The sequence below is a fragment of the Nocardia sp. NPDC004654 genome, assembly GCF_040609595.1.
Classification (GTDB): Bacteria; Actinomycetota; Actinomycetes; order Mycobacteriales; family Mycobacteriaceae; genus Nocardia.
Map to the genome: position 1 here is coordinate 20,781 of NZ_JBEXKI010000014.1, position 17,298 is coordinate 38,078.

At 68.5% G+C, this 17,298-nt stretch carries 16 protein-coding genes; 7 read left to right on the forward strand and 9 right to left on the reverse strand.

The genetic code is table 11. The annotated features are described in order from the left end of the window. The first annotated feature begins 55 nt into the window (after window positions 1-55). Together ABZV58_RS34105 and ABZV58_RS34110 are read left to right on the forward strand one after the other, a co-directional pair. The gene (locus tag ABZV58_RS34105) at window positions 56-1,495 is read left to right on the forward strand and encodes a fatty acid desaturase (RefSeq protein WP_355004313.1); all 1,440 of its coding nucleotides are present in this window, start codon (window positions 56-58) and stop codon (window positions 1,493-1,495) included. 99 nt (window positions 1,496-1,594) lie between these two features. Beyond that, window positions 1,595-2,866, forward strand: a complete 1,272-nt coding sequence (locus tag ABZV58_RS34110; protein WP_355004314.1) for a fatty acid desaturase — start codon at window positions 1,595-1,597, stop codon at window positions 2,864-2,866. Between the two features lie 284 nt (window positions 2,867-3,150). On the opposite strand, the gene ABZV58_RS34115 is transcribed toward ABZV58_RS34110, so the two are convergent. Further along, entirely contained in the window at window positions 3,151-4,050 is a 900-nt protein-coding gene (locus ABZV58_RS34115) for a type II CAAX endopeptidase family protein (RefSeq protein WP_355004315.1), read from the reverse strand. Between the two features lie 388 nt (window positions 4,051-4,438). Here ABZV58_RS34115 and bluB point away from each other — a divergent pair, with 388 nt between their 5' ends. Continuing rightward, window positions 4,439-5,116, forward strand: a complete 678-nt coding sequence (bluB, locus tag ABZV58_RS34120) for a 5,6-dimethylbenzimidazole synthase (RefSeq protein ID WP_355004328.1) — start codon at window positions 4,439-4,441, stop codon at window positions 5,114-5,116. A 253-nt stretch (window positions 5,117-5,369) separates the two neighbouring features. On the opposite strand, the gene ABZV58_RS34125 is transcribed toward bluB, so the two are convergent. Then, window positions 5,370-6,662, reverse strand: a complete 1,293-nt coding sequence (locus ABZV58_RS34125) for an acetyl-CoA C-acyltransferase (RefSeq protein ID WP_355004316.1) — start codon at window positions 6,660-6,662, stop codon at window positions 5,370-5,372. Window positions 6,663-7,019: 357 nt separating this feature from the next. On the opposite strand from ABZV58_RS34125, the gene ABZV58_RS34130 reads away from it, so the two are divergent. The 4 genes from ABZV58_RS34130 (at window position 7,020) to ABZV58_RS34145 (ending at window position 9,965) form a co-directional block, all read left to right on the forward strand. Next, on the forward strand, window positions 7,020-7,724 hold the full coding sequence (locus ABZV58_RS34130; protein ID WP_355004317.1) for a helix-turn-helix transcriptional regulator: 705 nt from the start codon (window positions 7,020-7,022) through the stop codon (window positions 7,722-7,724). Between the two features lie 10 nt (window positions 7,725-7,734). After that, a complete protein-coding gene (locus ABZV58_RS34135) occupies window positions 7,735-8,169 on the forward strand; it encodes a hypothetical protein (protein WP_355004318.1) in 435 nt (144 codons plus the stop codon). Between the two features lie 102 nt (window positions 8,170-8,271). Next, window positions 8,272-8,796 carry a hypothetical protein gene (locus ABZV58_RS34140; protein ID WP_355004319.1) on the forward strand — a complete coding sequence of 175 codons (525 nt, stop codon included), beginning with the start codon at window positions 8,272-8,274 and terminating at the stop codon, window positions 8,794-8,796. Further along, entirely contained in the window at window positions 8,793-9,965 is a 1,173-nt protein-coding gene (locus tag ABZV58_RS34145; RefSeq protein ID WP_355004320.1) for an MAB_1171c family putative transporter, read from the forward strand. Before ABZV58_RS34140 ends, ABZV58_RS34145 begins: the two co-directional genes overlap by 4 nt. Here ABZV58_RS34145 and raiA read toward each other — a convergent pair. From raiA to ABZV58_RS34180, 7 genes are all read right to left on the reverse strand, one after another. After that, complete coding sequence (gene raiA / locus ABZV58_RS34150) at window positions 9,952-10,773, reverse strand: ribosome-associated translation inhibitor RaiA (RefSeq protein WP_355004321.1); 822 nt, start codon at window positions 10,771-10,773, stop codon at window positions 9,952-9,954. The genes ABZV58_RS34145 and raiA overlap by 14 nt on opposite strands. A gap of 181 nt (window positions 10,774-10,954) precedes the next feature. Then, window positions 10,955-11,617: a phosphoribosyltransferase family protein gene (locus tag ABZV58_RS34155; RefSeq protein ID WP_355004322.1), complete on the reverse strand. Its 663-nt coding sequence runs from the start codon at window positions 11,615-11,617 to the stop codon at window positions 10,955-10,957. 40 nt (window positions 11,618-11,657) lie between these two features. Continuing rightward, complete coding sequence (gene lpqB / locus ABZV58_RS34160; RefSeq protein WP_355004323.1) at window positions 11,658-13,457, reverse strand: MtrAB system accessory lipoprotein LpqB; 1,800 nt, start codon at window positions 13,455-13,457, stop codon at window positions 11,658-11,660. 2 nt (window positions 13,458-13,459) lie between these two features. After that, entirely contained in the window at window positions 13,460-15,349 is a 1,890-nt protein-coding gene (mtrB, locus tag ABZV58_RS34165; RefSeq protein WP_355004329.1) for an MtrAB system histidine kinase MtrB, read from the reverse strand. 119 nt (window positions 15,350-15,468) lie between these two features. Next, window positions 15,469-16,155 carry an MtrAB system response regulator MtrA gene (mtrA, locus tag ABZV58_RS34170; RefSeq protein ID WP_355004330.1) on the reverse strand — a complete coding sequence of 229 codons (687 nt, stop codon included), beginning with the start codon at window positions 16,153-16,155 and terminating at the stop codon, window positions 15,469-15,471. A gap of 70 nt (window positions 16,156-16,225) precedes the next feature. Next, window positions 16,226-16,873, reverse strand: coding sequence for a dTMP kinase (locus ABZV58_RS34175; RefSeq protein ID WP_355004324.1), 648 nt, complete (start codon window positions 16,871-16,873; stop codon window positions 16,226-16,228). A gap of 290 nt (window positions 16,874-17,163) precedes the next feature. Further along, a partial coding sequence (locus ABZV58_RS34180) for an adenosylhomocysteinase (protein ID WP_354999815.1) occupies window positions 17,164-17,298 on the reverse strand: 135 nt, incomplete at its 5' end.

A 17,298-nucleotide genomic window follows, 5' to 3' on the forward strand; every position in this document is an offset into this window, starting at 1 on the left:
CCGCCTGAGACACGGGTACCCTCGACCCCATCAGTCGAGCAGAGAAGGGACTCCGGTGGCCATCACCGATATCCAGACGTTCTCCCACCTCACGGCCGCCGATATCGAGACCCTGGGGCAGGAACTCGACAGCATCCGGCGTTCCGTCGAGCTCTCCCGCGGCGAACGCGACGCGAAGTACATCCGCCGCACCATCGCGGCTCAGCGCGGCCTCGAGGTCGCCGGGCGCGCGGTGCTCTTCGGCAGCCGCAACCGCTGGGCCTGGCTCGCCGGCACGGCGCTGCTCTCGGTCGCCAAGATCGTCGAGAACATGGAGCTCGGGCACAACATCAGCCACGGGCAGTGGGACTGGATGAACGATCCGGAGATCCACTCCGGCACCTGGGAATGGGACCAGACGGGTCCGTCGTCGCAGTGGCGGCGGGCGCACAACTACTCCCACCACACCTACACCAACGTCCTCGGCAAGGACGAGGACCTCGGCTTCGGCATCCTGCGGATGACCCGCGACGAGGAGTGGCGCCCGATCCACCTGGTGCAGCCGCTGGCCAACCTGCTGCTGGCCGCCACCTTCGAGTGGGGCATCGCGCTGCACGACTGGAGCATCGAGAAGGAGCTGACGGGCACCCCGAAGTCGGAGCTCCGGTCGGGGCCGAACCGGGAGTTCGCCCGCAAGATCGCACGCCAGGTGAGCAAGGATTTCCTGCTCTACCCCGCACTGACCGGCCCGGCGTGGAAGTCGACGCTGAAGGCCAACGCCACCGCCAATCTGGTGCGCAACCTCTGGGCCTACGCGGTGATCTTCTGCGGCCACTTCCCCGACGGCGCCGAGAAGTTCACCATCGAACAGCTCGAGGACGAGACCCAGGCGGAGTGGTACCTGCGCCAGATGCTCGGCAGCGCCAACTTCAAGGCCGGGCCCGCGATGGCCTTCATGAGCGGCAACCTCTGCTACCAGATCGAGCACCACCTGTTCCCCGACCTGCCGAGCAACCGGTACCCGGAGATCGCCGCGCGGGTCCGCGAACTCTGCGACAAGTACGACCTGCCCTACACGACCGGCTCGCTGGGCAAGCAGTACCTGCTCGCCTTCCGCACCATCCACAAGCTGGCGCTGCCGGACCGGTTCCTCAAGCGCACCGCCGACGACGCGCCGGAAACTTCCTCGGAGCGCAAGTTCGCGGGCATCACGCTGCCGAACGCCGAGCGCTGGGCCGACAACAACTGGCTGCTGACCGATCCCGAGACCGGGCAGCGGCGTGGTCTGCGCTCGGCGCTGCACGAGGCCAAGGTGGTGCTCGAGGAGAAGGCGCGGCACGAGAAAGAGGTGTTGCGCGAGGCCAAGCGGGCGCTGAAGGAGAAGGCCCGCCAGGAGAAGGAACTGCTGCGCGAGGCCAAGGTCGCCCTCCAGGAGAAGGCGCGCGTCGAACAGGCCGCGTTGCGCCGGAAGACCGGGCGGGAGAAGGGCTTCCGCGCGCGCTGGCGGCGCGCTTGATATAGCATTCGGCCGTCGCGTTCGCAATGCGAGATTTGCCACGGTAGAGACTCGAATCCCATAACCTACGGTGTCGTAACTTACGGTACTGTAACCACCATGGCGATCTCGGATGTCAAGGAATACGCGCACCTCACCGCCGCGGATGTGGAGGCGTTGGGCGCGGAATTCGATGCGATCCGGCGGGAAATCGAATCCTCGCGCGGTGAATCGGACGCGCGGTACATCCGCAATGTCATCAGGCTGCAGCGCGCGCTGGAGATCAGCGGGCGCGCGGTCCTGTACGCCGGTTTCCTTCCGCCCGCCTGGCTCGCGGGCGTCGCACTGCTCGGCACCGCCAAGATCATCGAGAACATGGAGATCGGGCACAACGTCATGCACGGGCAGTGGGACTGGATGAACGATCCGGAGATCCACTCCAGCTCGTGGGAGTGGGACAACACCGGCCCGTCCAAGCACTGGAAGCACACCCACAACTACCTGCACCACAAGTACACCAACGTCCTCGGCATGGACGACGACATCGGCTACGGCCTGCTGCGGGTCACCCGCGACCAGCGCTGGAAGCCGTTCAACATCGGCAACCCGGTGTACAACCTGCTGCTGCAGTTGTTCTTCGAGTACGGCGTGGCGATTCAGCACCTGGAGCTGGGCAAGCTGGCCGCGGGCCGATACAAGCCGGGCAGCCCCGAGCGCGCCGAATTCGAGCGCAAGCGCAGCGAGGTGCTGAACAAGGTCGGCAAGCAGGCGCTCAAGGACTACGTGGTCTTCCCCGCGCTCACCGGTCCCCTGTTCTTCTCCACGCTCACCGCGAACCTGGCCGCCAACATGATTCGCAACGTGTGGTCCAACGCGGTGATCTTCTGCGGCCACTTCCCCGACGGCGCGGAGAAGTTCACCAAGGCCGACATCGACGGCGAGACCCAGGCCGAGTGGTACCTGCGCCAGATGCTCGGCAGCGCCAACATCTCCGGCGGCCCCGTCATGCACTTCATGACCGGCAACCTGAGCCACCAGATCGAACACCACCTGTTCCCGGATCTGCCGAGCAACCGCTACGCCGACATCGCGGTCCGGGTGCGCGCGCTGTGCGACAAGTACGACCTGCCCTACACCACGGGATCGCTTCCCGTGCAGTACTTCAAGGCGTGGCGCACCATCCTCAAGCTCGCGCTGCCGAACAAGTACCTGCGCCACACCGCCGACGACGCACCGGAGACGGCCTCCGAGCGCAGGTTCGGCGGCAACGCCGTCGCCACCATCGACCCGGTCACCGGCAAGCGCCGCGGGTTGCGCACCGCCCTCGCCGAGGGCAAGCGGCGCATCCGTCGCGCGACTCGCCAGGAACCCGCACTCCAGCTCGCGAAGTAATTCACGGGCTCCAGATAGAGGCCCTCGCACGGCAATCGGATGAGGCCGTGCGTGGGGCCGGGAATCACTGTGACCGACTCTTGCTGCCGCGCATGCCATTCCGCGTTGAACCGAAGCGGCGCGGTACGGCAGGCGACGTAGTCCAAGACTCTCCGTGCAGGACGAGGCGCAGATGTCGGGCTCGTCCGGTCGAGGTGTGGTCGGATCGGTCATGAGGCGCACGCACGCGTCAGCCAGGGTGACCGAGGCGTTGGTCGTGCAGGCAAACGCAGCTGGCGAAGGATTCAGCTGGCGGTTGGTGCAGGAGGGGCCGCCGGTTCCTGGATCGCGGGCGCGTTCGGGTCGGTGTGGTCGTTGCCGCGGACGGGGAAGAGCAGGAAAAGGATTGCGGCGAGGAGGGCCAGCAGGACCCAGCCGACGACGCCACCGTGACCGCTGAGCAGTTGATTCGGTTTCTCGTCGAGGGAGCCGAAGGCGCTGACACCGATCGCGTGCGCGTTCCAGGCGGCGTGCGCGACGACGCACGGCCAGACACTGCCCGAGCGCATCCGCAGCCAGCCCAACACCAGGCCGAAGAAGACGCAGGTCACGACGAATACGGCAGCGGCCCAGGCGCCGAGCTCTGGGTAGTTGTAGCCGCGCAATGTGAGCGGCAAATGCCACAGACCCCAGATCACCCCGGTGGCCACCAAGCCGAAGGCAACGCCGAAGCGGCCGGTCAGCTGTGGTTGCAGCCAGCCGCGCCAGCCCAGCTCTTCACCGAGCGCTAGTGGCAGTGTGGCAAGGGTACTGCCGACAAGCGCCTCGAGGATTATGAGCACAGTCCAGTCGACACCGAGCGAGAAGTCGAATTCGTTCATGCCGAGCAAAACACTCACTCCGAAGGCCAGCCAGACGAAGGCGGCGGTGCCGAACCAGGCGGCTACGATCAGCCACACGGTCTGGCGCGGGCGCGAACCCAACCTCGAGCCGGTCTCGGCCACCAGTTCCGGCATCGACCGGCGGCGATACCACCACAGCGCCAACACGGCGAGGGTCGGTGTGAGCATCATCCAGACGGCCGCGGAACTCACGAACACCGACGGCACCTTTTTGTTGCCGATCCACGGCCACAGCGCGAACAGCCACGACAGCCCGAAAGCGACTACCAAGAACACAACCAAGTCGTTGCGCCGCACGATCATTCGATTTCCCCCACTTGCTATCCCCGGCCCCTGGCAACGCCTGAATCTGGCGATGCGCGAATCATGCTATCGATCACCCGAAATCTATCACCAGCCGCTCGGACGACGTATTCTTCTGTGACGCAGCGCAATTCGCGCAGCCGCCGTACAGACCGGGCCGAATGGCCAGCTGCCGAACGTTTCAAACCGCTGGATACAGTATTCACAGAGAGCGAAGGCCTCGGCAGGCAGACCGTCGAGCTGCGCCCGCGCGTCATCGACCGGCAGCGAGTGCCGCGCCGCATTTCTCAGCCACGAACGTCATGGCGGGACCGTGAAACGCCGTGCGACCGCTGGGTGTGGACCCGCCGGTCCGTTTTGGTTGACTGGGCCGGTGAGTGCTGATCGCCTGAGTGTCTACGAGGCCATTCGGTTGCGCCGCGATGTGCGCGCCGAATTCACCGGGGAGCCCGTCGACGAGGAGACGCTGTGGCGGATTCTGGAGGCCGCGCATCGGGCGCCGAGCGTGGGCAATTCGCAGCCGTGGGATTTCGTGGTGGTGCGTGAGCCGGGCACGCTGCGCCGGTTCGCCGATCATGTGGCGGGCAAGCGTGTGGAGTTCCGCGACGCGCTGCCGCCCGAGCGCGCGGAAACCTTCGAGCCGATCAAGATCGAGGGGATCGTGGAGAGCGGCACCGGCGTCGTCGTCAGCTACGACCACGGCCGCGGCGGGCCGCAGGTGCTCGGCCGCGCCACGGTTCCCGAAACCGGTGTCTACTCCGCGGTTCTGGCGATCCAGAACCTGTGGCTCGCCGCCACCGCCGAGGGCATCGGCGTGGGCTGGGTGTCGTTTTACGACCCGGTGTTCCTCGCCGAAATCGTCGGACTGCCCCCTGGCATCCAACCCGTCGCCTGGCTCTGTGTCGGCCCGGTGCGCGAATTCCAAACGGTGCCAGACTTGGAGCGCTTCGGCTGGCGCACCGGCCGGCCGCTGTCCGAAGCGGTGCACCGGGAAACGTTCGGCGGGAACAGGTTTGCCGCCGAACTGCCGACGGACAGCACGCCGATGGATACCGCCGCACCCTGACCAAGCGCCCACGGAGTCGGCGAGCACCCGATGCCCTATCTGGCGAGGCGCTGTGATCAGAACGGCTTATCGCTTGCCGTGCCGCACGGCGGCGGCGCGGCGGTCGCAGACGAGGGCTCGCGATCCTGGGAATCGCGCACAAGCGCACGATGACCCGGACGGCCAGCGGGCCCGGCGAAAGGCGGACCGCGAAGGGCGACGGCGGAGCATCGCCGGTGCGGCCCAAGGGAATCCGCACCGGCGACGACCGGAATCAGACCCGTTCGAGAACGGCCGACGCGCCGATGCCGCCCGCGGCGCAGATTCCGAGCAGGGCGGTGTTCTTTCCGGTGCGGGCGAGCTCGTTGGCCATCGTGGTGACCATGCGGGCTCCGGTGGCGCCGAAGGGGTGGCCGAGGGAGACCGAGCCGCCGTGCACGTTGAGTTTGTCGATGTCGACGGTGCCGACGGCGGTGTCGCGGTCCAGCCGCGTCTTGGCCCACTCGTCGCTGGCGAGCGCGCTCAGCACCGAGAGGGTCTGGGCGGCGAAGGCTTCGTGGATGTCGACGAAGTCGATGTCGGACAACGACATTCCGGCCTTGTCGAGGGCGCGCGGCATGGAGATGGCGGGACCGATGAGGACCTGATCGGTGGGATCGACGCTGACGTAACTCCAGGAGCGGAACGCGGCCAGCGGGCGGTAGCCGAGCTCGCGAGCCTTCTGCTCGCTCATCAGCAACACCGCCGAGGCGCCGTCGGTGAGGGGGCTGGCGTTGCCCGCGGTGACGGTGCCCTCCTTGGCGAACACCGGCTTCAGCCTGGCCAGCTTCTCGACGCTGGTGTCGGCGCGGACCAGACCGTCGCGCTCGATGTCCACGCCCTCGGGCGTGCGCACCCGCAGCACCTCGTCGTCGAAGCGCCCGGACGCGATGGCGGCCGCGGCGCGCTGGTGTGAGCGGGCCGCGAACTCGTCTTGTTCGGCCCGGCCGATGCCGTGGATCCGCGCCATCTTCTCGGCCGACTCGCCCATCACCTCGCCGGTGGTGCGCTCGGCGATCTTCGGCCTGCTCGGCAGGATGTCGGTGAACGGCGCCAATTGCGCCGCGGCGGAAAGATAGTCCTTCACTTTCGGCTTGCCGAGCGCCAGCGGCGCGCCCGCGTGCACCAGCTTCTGCGGCAGTTTCACCTCGGCATTGCTGGTGGAATCGCTACCTCCGGCGATCATGATGTCGAATTCGCCGCGTTCGATCGCGGCCGCCGCGGCGGTCACCGCCTGCAAGCCGGACGCGCACGCCCTGGTGACGGTGTAGCCCTCGCAGCCGGGATCGAGGCGCAGATCGAGCGCGATCTCCCTGGCGATGTTGGGCGCGGCACTCGGCAGGATCACCCCGCCCCACACGATGGCCTGCACTTGGGCGCCGGGTAGCCCGGTGCGCTCCAGCAGACCGCGCACGGCGGCGTCGGCCAGCGCGATGGAGTCCATCCGGGTGAAATCGGTGAACGCGCGCACGAACGGGGTGCGGGCGCCGGACACGATGACGGCACGGCGAGCGGCGTCGGAAGCCATGCGAATTCCTTTCCAGAGACGTACACCACAAACTTACTCTGAAGTAAGTTTCTGGTCCACGCTCGCGGGGGAAAACACCTCCCCGCACCCCACCGGGCGGGCAGGCTTTCCGTCCCCGAGCCGCAGGGCGGCTCAGCGATCCCCTCCAGATGCCGCTGAGCCGGCCTGCGGCGCGCCATTGCGCTGCAGGCCGGGGCGCCCGTCCCGTCGAACGCCCCTGCTCGTCCCGGAACGCTTCGAGTGGTCGGTATCGCGCATCCGACGCAGAAAGAACAGTACCGTTCTTTCTACCGATTTTTCAAATCTTTTCTATGAAGTTGTCATCACCGCCCGGTCCGGCCTACTATGAGGCCCACTATGAGAAGCCCTTCGGAGCTGTCGCGGCAGAAGCGCTTCGGCCGAATCATCAAGGAACGCCGAGACGAGCTCGGCCTCACCCAGCTGCAGATCGGCGATCTGGGTGGGCCTTCCGCGCCGACGATCCGGAAGATCGAGGACGGCGACGCCGCGATCAGCACCCACACGCTGAACAAGCTGGACGCACCGCTGCGCTGGCTGCCGGGCAGCGCGGCGCGCACCTACGCGGGCGGCTCGCCCGCCGTGCGAGAGGCCGGGTCGGGTGAACACGCCACCGACGAGTCGATCGTCGCGGGCCCCACGTCGATCCGTTTCGACATCTCCGACCTCACCGGCCTGCTCGCCGCGACCGGCAGGCTGACCGACGCCGTCGAGCGCGGCCAGGCCGCCGAACCCGCTGTGGTCGAGGCGATCTCGGACCTGAACCGGGTGGTGTCCCGGCTCTCCGCCCGCTACGCCACCATCATGCTGGAACGCAACGGAGGACCGGGCCGCCAGCTGCACCCGCTGGTGGAGATGGCGTTCTCGCACCTGCTCGAGGTCCCCGCCGAAGCCGACGACGCGACCGAGCTCGAGGAACGCCGCTACCGGCGCTGGCTCGCCGGTCGCTCCGAGAACGTGAGCGCCGCGACCGAGGCCCAGTTCCGGGCCAGGTGGTTGGCCGCCAACAGCACGACCGCGCCGAATCGCAACGGCAAGCACTGAGGTGATCGACATGACCGAGGCCGCGCACCTACCGCTGAGCCACAAGATCAACCGACTCTTCGCGGTGATGCACCCGCGCTCCGCGCCGGAACGCAGCACCGAATCCGTCGCCGAACAGGTCAGCGACCAGCTGGACCGCGCGGTGGCGGCCAGCTACCTGGAAGAGCTGCGCGACGGCCGCTTCGACGACGAACACGATGACGCCGCTGTCGAATTCGAGATCCTCGCGGCGATCGCCAGTTGCTTCGGCGTCGCGCCGCGCTATCTGACCACCACCGGGCAGGCCGCCGCGAGCATCGACAGAGAACTCGAGCTGCTGGCCACCATGCGCGACGCCAACGTCGCCAGTATCGCGCTGCGCGGCTCCGACGTGGACCGGGCGATGCTCGCCCAATTGATCCGCGGCACCGAGGATTCCGCCGAATCGGGCGCCCCCTCGCACTGACCTCGGGTGACGGCCCGCGGGTCGCCCGCGGCACCCCGCCCTGGGTACCATTCTCAGCTACACGGGGCGGGACCGCGGAACTGCTGTAGGAGATCGCATCGCATGGCCGGTATGGACACCCGGTTCCGGGAGCTTTCCCGGCACGTACCGATACCGCACCCGTGGAATCTGAACACCTATCTCGATACCGTCGCCGAGTTCCGTGACCGCCCGATCACCTTGCAGCCGGTGGACACCGCGGTGCTCGCGGGCGCGGGGTGCGGCACCGGCAGCGGATTGTGGATCGCCAAGCAGGACAGCGATGTGATCGTCTACGGCGCCGACACCACCGAATGGCACGCCGAGCACATCATCGCCCACGAACTCGGGCACATGCTGCTCGGACACGGCCCGGAAGCGGAGCCGACGCCGAGCGACCAGACCGCGCACACCCTCGCCGCCGTCGCCGAGCTGCTGCCCTCGATCTCACCGGAATCCATCGCGCACGTCCTCGGCCGCACCGACTACGGCACGAGCAGGGAACGCGACGCCGAGACCTTCGCCGACATGGTGATGCTGCAGGCGATGCGCCCGCCGCGCCGCGACTCCCTGCTGCACCGGACGTTCTTCCGCGACCGTCGCAGGTGAACTCCCCCATACCGGGGGTAGTCGCCGCGCCGCTGATCGGATTCGTCGCCCTGGTGACCATCGGCAGGTGGGCGCTGCTGCACCGAACCATCACCGACCGGCTGCTGAACCGGGCGCTGGCGTGGGCGGCGGTGGGGATGGTGCTGCTGGAGCGTGGGATCGCGCCGCGATTCGGCAGCCTCATGCACCAGCTTTCCATGGGCTGCATGCTGTTCGCGATCATGAGCGCCTACGGCGCGGCCATGCTGTGGGCGGGCGCGGACCCGTCGGGCGCGCGGCGACGGCAGCGCCGCTACGACCTGATCGCCGCCGCGTGCGCCGTCGTCATCCTGGTCGTCGGCACACCCGCACGGCACAACGGAACGCTGCTCGGCCAGACGCCGGGAATGTGGTCGGCGATCTCGGCGCTGGCATTCTGCCTGCCCGCGATCGCCTGCGGCCGCGTGATGGCGGGCGCCCTGTGGCGGGAACTGGCTCGCGCGGACACCACGCGGCGGGAGCGGTTGGTCTACGGCTCACTGCTCGCGGCGTTGGCCACAGGCGCGTGCAGTTTGCCGTTCTCGGCGCTGCTGTTCGGCGGGATCCTCGGCGACGCCGTGCGCATCGAGGATCCGGACCTGATCCGCTGGGCGTGGCCGAACTTCACCGTCATCGTGGTCAGCGCCGCCGTGCTCGCGGTGCCGCTGCTCGGCGTACTGGTGACGCGCGCGGGCTGGGATCGGTCCCGGCGCTACTGCCGACGGCTGCGCCCGCTGTGGACCGATGTGACGCGCGCGGTGCCGGAGATCGTTCTCGACCTCGCGGCGACCGGGCGCGACGAGCCCGAGGTCCGGCTGATTCGGATGACGGTGGAGATCCGCGACGCCCTGCTGCACTTGAACAGGTATGCGCCCGAAGATCTTCCGATGCCCGACGGAGCGAGCCCGACGGAGCGCTACGCGCGGCGGATCGCGCACGGGATATGCGCCAAAGCCGAAGGATGCGGTCCCGCCAACGCGACCCCGAGAACCGTGGCGCCCGCGTCCCGCGATCTCGATTCGGAACTGCGCCAGCTGCTGGAACTGGCGCGCGTGTGGCCGCGAGCGCGAGCCGGTGCGGAGACCAAGCGGCCGACGCCCGCGGGGGCGTCGGCCGGGCGACTCTTTCGACGTTCGGCTATGCGAGCCTGATCAGGCCGTAATCGAAGGCATGACGTCGATAGACGACCGACGGTCGGTCGGTCTCCTTGTCGTGAAAGAGGAAGAAGTCGTGGCCGACGAGTTCCATCTGGTACAGGGCATCGTCGACTGTCATCGGTGTCGCGGTGTGCTCCTTGGTCCGCACGATGTGGCCGGGACCGGCCTCGTACTCGGGTTCCCCCTTTTCGGCGCGCTCACCGGGGTGCGCGTGCGCCGTGGAGGTTTCGTCCGTCAGGGTGAACAGCGAATCGTCGACCAGATCGGCCGTGGCCTCGGCGACCGAGACGGGGGTCTTCTCCCCGTAGTGGACCCGGCGCCGGTCCTTGATGCGGCGCATCCGGCTTTCCAGCTTGGCGGTCACCGACTCGAAGGCGGCGTAGAAGCTGTCCGCGCAGGCCTCGGCCCGTACCACCGGGCCCTTGCCACGCGCGGTGATCTCGACGCGCTGGCAGGCTTTGCGCTGACGACGGTTGCGTTCGTGGAACAGCTCGACGTCGAAGAGGAAGATCGACGGGTCGAAGCGTTCGAGACGGGAGAGTTTGTCCGCGACATAGATTCGATAATGATCAGGAACCACGACGTTGCGGCCTTTTACCACGATGTCGGCGCGAGTGGCCGGTGGTTGGTCCGCTGCGGGTTGCTCTGTCGTATCCAGGGCGCCGGCATCCAGCACCGAAGGATCTGCGTCTTTCACTGAAGGACGTGAAGAAGTCGTCACGCGTACCTCCCGGATCTGGCCGCACGGACCGATTTCCCGTGCGGCGGGATTGAGCCGTGCCGAGCGGAATCCGGAGGTCATGGGGTGCGCGAGAGCCGTTCGTTGTCAGACAGGCTGACGCCTTCGGGCTTGGCTCACACCGGGGATTCGCACGACACGAAGTTGTCCGAGGCGCCACCTCCAAACTCTCGGTTCGGGTGTGTGATCGCGACGGTAGTACGCCAACGGGCGGTCCGCCAGTGTTCACGCAAATTTCCCGGAGTCAAGCAGAACACGTCACCAGGACGGCACTTGTCTCGACTCCGGCCGCGCGTAGCGCACGCACCGATTCGCGGGCTGTCGCGCCGGTCGTCAGCACGTCGTCGACCACGACGACCTCGGTGTCGGCCGTGCTCGGCAGACTCGCGAGCGGCCCGCGCCGCACCGATACCCTGCCGCGCAGATTGTGTTGGCGCTCACCGATTGTCAATCCCACCGAATCGCGCACACCCCACCACACCCGCACCATGGGCACCACCCGGCAATCCGGTAGCCACCCCGCCGCCGCACGCGCCATCCGCAGCACCGGATCCCCGCCGCGGCGTCGCGCGGAAGCCCCGCGGCTCGGCGCGGGCACCACCACCAATACGCGATCGGGCGTTCGCAATCGGGCGAGACCATACGCCATCGCCAGCCCGAGCGGCGCGGCCAGATCGCGGCGGCCGCGTTCCTTGGCGGCGAGCACCGCGCGACGCGCGGGACCGGCGTACGGCGCGAGCGCCCAGCACGGGACGCCGGGATCGGTGCGCGGACGCACCCGTACGGGACCCACCTTCAGTGCCGCCGCGCAGTCCGCGCACCATCCGACGCCCACCACCCCGCAGCCCGCGCACGAGGCGGGCAGCGCCAAGTCCAGCAGGGCGGCGAGGTGTTCGGCGGCTCCCATGGCCGAAGTGTGCACCCGCCCACCGACATTCGGCGGTGGCTCAGCCGGGCAGCACCGGCGCGGTGTCGGATCCGAGACCGGGGATCTCGGTCCAGTAGCGCAGTTCGCTCGTCTGGTTGCTGGTCAGCTCGAGCACACCGCGCGAGTCCGCCACGTACTGCGTGGTCGGCGAGGCGGACACGACCCGGACGGGAGCCGTGAGGTTCTGCGAGGTCAACGGGTACTGCTCGGAACCGTCGATGGTGACGGTCAGCACCGGATTGATGTTGCCCTCGCGCGCGACGATGAGCGCTTCGCCGCCGAGCCAGTCCAGCGAGAGCGCGCGGGTGCTCAGATCGACGGCCAGCGGCAGCGGCGAGGTGAGCGCGTACTTGCCGTCCGGCCGCCGTTCCACCACCGCGACGTACACCTTGCCGTCGGCGATGAGCGCGGCCCGCACTCCGGTGCGGGAGATGCGCAGTTCGGTGATCGGACCGCGGAAGTTGGGCCCGGACGACGACCCCGTCAACGCCGAGGTGTCCACGTCCTGCACCGAGACGTTGCCGGTGCCGCGGTCGTTGACGGCGCGGATCACCCGTTCCCCATCGATGACGGCCCAGGCGGCGCCGCCGTCGGCGATCCAGGACGGTCTGCTGATCGTGGTGCCCTCGGCGACCGGAAAGGCATTGCCGCCGTAGGTGCCGACCATGAGCGTGCGCGGCGGCTCGGGGTCCGGTCGTCCATTCGCGGCGACCCCGGCGACCAGCTGCCCGTCGGGCGAGAGCGCCACCGACTGCAGGTTGTTCACCGACCCGAAGTAGCCGGGCGCGTTCACCACGCCGCGCTCGTTCACCTGGGCGAGCGCACCGCCGCGTAAGGCGTGCAGTCCGATCCGGTTCTGGGCGAACAGCTCGGGGCTCAGCTGTTCCACGTCGGCGACCGACCAGCCGTTGGCCGCGAACCGGTCGTCCAGCGGTTTCCCGTCGGCGAGCAGCATGTACGGGCCCAGGATGTCGGCGCCCGCCAAAGTCAGCACCACCTGTGCGGCAAGCAGTTCACGATCGCGCGGACTCAACCCGCCCGCACCCGCGAAGTCGACGCGCACGCCGCCGAGCCCGATGCCGACCTCCTCCGGGTCGCCGTTGGCCTTGGTGATCGGACCGCGCAGCGCGACCGGCTGGCCGAGCTGATTGCGCACGACCGAGGCGAGCTCCGGCTGCGGGCCCTCGGTGAGCAGCGTGAGCAGGCGCTGGGCGAGCTGATTCTTGGACACCGAGATCCAGCGCAGATCGGGCACGACCGAGGTGCCGCCGGGTTCCACGAAGTAGAGAACGTAGCGACGGTAGGACTTGTTGAACGCCGTGCGGTCCATCACGACACCGTCGGGCAGCTCATCGATGCGCCACTCGCCGTCGACCCGGCTCATCTCGATCTTGTTCTCGACCGTGCCGTCGACGGCTCGGTAGGCGCCGTCCGGAGCCAGCTCGCCGACCTTCTGCGCGCGGATCACGTAGGTGGCCGTGTCACCGCTGCGCGATTCGCGCAGCGTATCCGGCTTGTCGACGATCGTCGTGCTCGCGCCGTCCTCCCACTGCGCCGAGGCCGACGGCGTCATGTACTGGCGGGCGGCCAGATGTCGGTTCGCCGGGTCGGCGGTCGCCTGCAGGAAATCTCGCAGCAGCAGATCGGGATCGCGGCCCTGGATGGGTGGTGGCGGTCCCTCGGAGGTGGGTTCGCGATTGAGCGTGCCGAGCGCTTGCGGTGCCGAGGATTCCGGCAGGCTCGCACAGCCGCTGATCGTCAGCAGCGCCGTGACGAGCACCGCGACAGCGGCCAGTCGGGACGATCTGGCACCGAGCATTCTCATGACTGTACGTCTCCGCGTTCGGTGAGCACACGGCCGGAGCCGGAAGCGTCCGGCGCTTGCGTCCGCGCCGCCCCGGGGCTACCCGTATCGGCGGCGTGCGGCCCCTCCTCTGCCTCGCTGACGCCATTGCGCGCGCGGGTCGGCTCCTCGGTACCGTTCGCCGCCGCCGCGTCCGCAGCGGGGTCATCCGACGCTCGGCGCGCGCTGACGCCGTTCGCCGCCGTACCGGTCGACGGCGTCCCGTTCGCGCCGAGCGGGTCCGCAAAGCCGGGAATGGCGTGCGGGAAAGGCACCGTCGGCGTATCGCTGTCGGCATCGGATGGACGCCGGCGGCCGGGCTCCAGCGGCAGCGGACTCGGACCCAATTTGCGGCCGCGCACCAGCGGCAAGGTCAGGCGGAAGCTGGCGCCGACGCCGACCTCACCCCAGGCGTCCAGCCTGCCCTCGTGCAGGTTGGCGTCCTCGACGCTGATCGACAGTCCGAGGCCGGTGCCGCCGGAGCGGCGCATACGCGACGGATCGGAACGCCAGAACCGGTTGAAGACCAGCTTCTCCTCGCCGGGTCGCAGGCCGACGCCTTGATCGCGCACCACTACGGCGACGGCGTTGGCCTCGCTGTCGCCGCGCATGCGGATCAGCACCGGCTTGCCCTCGCTGTGGTCGATGGCGTTGGCGAGCAGGTTGCGCAGCACCCGTTCCACGCGGCGCGGGTCGACCTCGGCGACCAGCGGATCCTCCGGCAGATCGATGACGACCTCGACGCCGGCGTCCTTCGCCAAATGCCGCACTGTCGAGATCGCGGCCCGCGCGCACATCCGCACGTCCAGCGACTCCACCTGGAGTTCGGCGACGCCCGCGTCGTGGCGGCTGATCTCCAGCAGGTCGTTGAGCAGGCCCTCGAACCGGTCCAGCTCCGTGACCAGCAGCTCGGCGCTGCGCGCCAGCGCGGGATCGAGATCCTCGCTGCTGCCGTGAATCAGGTCGGCGGCCATGCGCACCGTGGTGAGCGGCGTGCGCAACTCGTGACTGACGTCCGAGGTGAACCGTCGCTGCAGATTGCCGAACTCCTCGAGCTGGGTGATCTGGTTGGACAGGCTCTCGGCCATCTCGTTGAACGCCTGCGCGAGTCGCGCCATGTCGTCCTCGCCGCGCACCAGCATGCGCTCCTTGAGGCGACCGTCGGCGAAGCGGCTCGCGATCCGTGCCGCGGACCGGATCGGCAGCACGACCTGCCTGGTGACCAGCGCGGTGATCGCGGCGAGCAGGACCAGCAGCACCAAACCGCCGATCATCATGGTGCCGCGCATCAGCGCGAGGCTGCGTTCCTCGTTGGCCAGCGGGAAGATCAGGTAGATCTCCAGGGTCGGCACCTCGGCGCTCGGGCTGCCGATGATCAGCGCCCGCCCTTGGTAACCGTCCGGGTCCTCGACCGTGGCGAACTGGTAGCTGACCTGATTGCGCTGCACGAACCGGCGCAGTTCCTCCGGTATCTCGGTGATCGGGCCGGAGGTGATCGGCTGCTGCGGCGTACCGCCGACCATGCTCAGCGCGGAGTCGAAACTACCTGCGGCGCCGGTGGATTGACCGGTCCCGCCGCGGTTGGACAGGGAATTGCGCGCGTCGGTGAGACGCTGCTGCTGGGTGCCCGCGTCCTGCACGCCGACCAGCTGGCTCTCCACCGAGTTGCGGGCGCGGTCCATCTCCTCGACGGCGGCGTTGATCTTCGCGTCCAACAGCCGGTCGGTGATCTGACTGGTCAGCACCACACCGAGGATGGTGATCACGATGAGCGAGAGCGTCAGCGTGGAAACGATGACGCGCAGTTGCAGCGACCGGCGCCAGACATGACCGAGCGCGGTGCCCGCCTCTTTGAACCAGGCGGCCACCGGGGCGAGCGAACGCTCGAGACGCGCCAGCGTCCCGCCCGGCGTGCCCGCCCGATCACCCACGGCGGACGCGGCCTCTTTCGAGCCCTGGCCGTCCGCCTGCTGGGCATCGCCATCGATCACGGCGGTCCGGCCTTGTAGCCGACGCCGCGGACGGTGAGCACGATCTCGGGATTCTCCGGATCCTTCTCGACCTTGGCGCGCAGCCGCTGCACGTGCACGTTGACCAGCCGGGTGTCGGCCGCGTGCCGGTAGCCCCAGACCTGCTCGAGCAGCACCTCGCGGGTGAACACCTGGCGCGGCTTGCGGGCGAGGGCCACCAGCAGGTCGAACTCGAGCGGAGTCAGCGAGATCTGCGCTCCGCCCCGGCTCACCTTGTGCGCGGGCACGTCGATCACGATGTCCGCGATCGACAGCAGCTCCGCGGGCTCTTCTTCGGTACGGCGCAGGCGGGCGCGCACCCTGGCGACGAGCTCCTTCGGTTTGAACGGCTTGACGATGTAATCGTCGGCGCCGGACTCCAGACCGAGCACGACGTCGACCGTGTCGGTCTTCGCCGTGAGCATGACGATCGGGACTCCGGAATCGGCCCGCAGCACACGGCACACGTCGATGCCGTTCATGCCGGGCAGCATCAGGTCCAGCAACACCAGATCGGGGCGGATCTCGCGAACCGCCGCCAGTGCCTGCGTACCGTCGCCGACCACGTGCGGGTCGAACCCTTCCCCGCGCAGGACGATCGTGAGCATCTCAGCGAGTGCCATATCGTCGTCGACGACCAGAATCTTCGGCTTCATAATTACTATGTTGTCATCTCCCAGGCCAGGATCGGGCTGCCACGCCAAACACTGGTACCAACCCGACGTCTATCCAACGTTATCCACCAACGAGTTCGGCGCAGCGGGTGAGCAGCGCCGGGCGATCGTCGCCGGATCGGTATGTCCACCAGGGGCCGAACCAGTCCCGATCCGCCAGCTCGCGGTACACGGCCGCGGTGCGCCGCTGCAGGCCACCGTCACGCTCGTAGGCGTCCAGCGCACGAGCGGCGTCCAGTTCGCCACGGCGACGCGCGCGTTCGGCGGCCACCTCGGTGGGCACCTCGAGCAGCACGGTGAGTTGCGGCACCGGAAGTTTCAGGCGGCCGAACTCCAGTTCGCCTATCCAGGCGACGATTTCGCCGTCGGCCTGCTGATCGGCCCGCGCCGCGGAGTAGGCGGCGTTGGAGGCCACGTAGCGATCCAGGATCACGATGTCGTTGGCGGCCACCATGTTCGACAATTCCGCAGCGGCGTCGGCGCGATCGAGAGCGAACAGCACGGCCATCGCGTTGATCGACCCTGCCAGGTCACCATGTGCGCCGCGCAGCGCCTCGGCAGCCACATCGGCGTGGATCGACCGGCCATACCGCGGGAAGGCGGCGCTCGCGACGCGCAGCCCCTTCCCGGACAGCTCGGCGAGCAGCCCATCGATCAGCGTCCGTTTCCCGGCGCCATCGAGGCCCTCGACCGCTATCAGTACGCCCATGGCCAGCAGACTACCCGGCCGGGCGACCCGAAAAATCGTGGCTCCCCAACGACGCGACCAGTGGTCGGACTTCTGCGCACGGCCACCCCGCTGCCGCTCGAGCCGTACAGCGCACCCGCCGAGGTGTCCGATGGCGCGATCAGCTCCGGCAGTGCCGATGTCCTGCGGCTCCTGTCCACCGGATCGGGCGGTTTCTGCGAACCTCCGGTGTGCTTCCAAGGCCCCGATAGCACGAAGGCCCGTCGATCCGAAGATCGACGGGCCTTCGTCGGCCGACTCTACTGCCCGGCTCAGTACCGGTAGTGGTCCGGCTTGTAGGGGCCCTCGACGTCGACGCCGATGTACTCGGCCTGGTCCTTGGTGAGCTTGGTCAGCGTGCCGCCGAGCGCCTCGACGTGAATGCGAGCGACCTTCTCGTCCAGGTG